Source organism: Psychrobacter sp. 1U2 (assembly GCF_051847575.1).
The window spans coordinates 1-724 of record NZ_JBPYDC010001052.1 but is presented as its reverse complement, the minus strand read 5'-3'; the positions used below and the strand labels follow the sequence as shown (position 1 = coordinate 724).

Below are 724 nucleotides of genomic sequence, written 5' to 3'. Positions count from 1 at the left end.
CAGCCTCCGCAAGTAGATGCAGATGCCCCGTTCCGTATGCAAATTTCAAGTCTTGACTATAATAGCTTCGTTGGTGTTATCGGTATCGGTCGTATCCAACGCGGTAAAGTTAAAACTAATACCCAGGTTACAGTCATTGATAAAAACGGTAATACTCGTAATGGCCGTATTTTGAAGATTATGGGTTATCACGGTCTTGATCGTATTGAAGTAGAAGACGCACAAGCTGGTGATATTGTTTGTATTACTGGTATTGATGCACTTAATATCTCTGATACTATTTGTGACCCTAATCACGTCGAAGCATTGCCAGCTCTGACGGTTGATGAGCCGACTGTATCAATGAACTTTCAAGTAAACAATTCACCGTTTGCTGGTCGCGACGGTAAGTTTGTGACTTCACGTAACATTCGTGAGCGTCTTGAGCGTGAACTGATTCATAACGTAGCATTACGTGTAGAAGATACCGAGTCTCCTGACAAATTCAAAGTATCGGGTCGCGGTGAGCTACACTTATCTGTACTAATTGAAAACATGCGCCGTGAAGGTTTCGAGATGGGTGTTTCAGGCCCAGAAGTTATCGTTAAAGAAGTTGACGGTAAGCTACAAGAGCCTTATGAAAACGTTGTGTTCGATATTGAAGAAGAGCATCAAGGTTCTATTATGGAACAGGTCGGTTTGCGTAAAGGCGAGATGACCAATATGGAGCTTGATGGTAAAGGTC

At 42.7% G+C, this 724-nt stretch carries 1 protein-coding gene; it reads left to right on the top strand.

Annotation, left to right across the window (positions count from 1 at the left end; all coding sequences use genetic code 11):
- The coding region (locus ACS8FD_RS20330; RefSeq protein WP_439277196.1) for an EF-Tu/IF-2/RF-3 family GTPase at window positions 1-724 on the top strand (724 nt) is incomplete at both ends.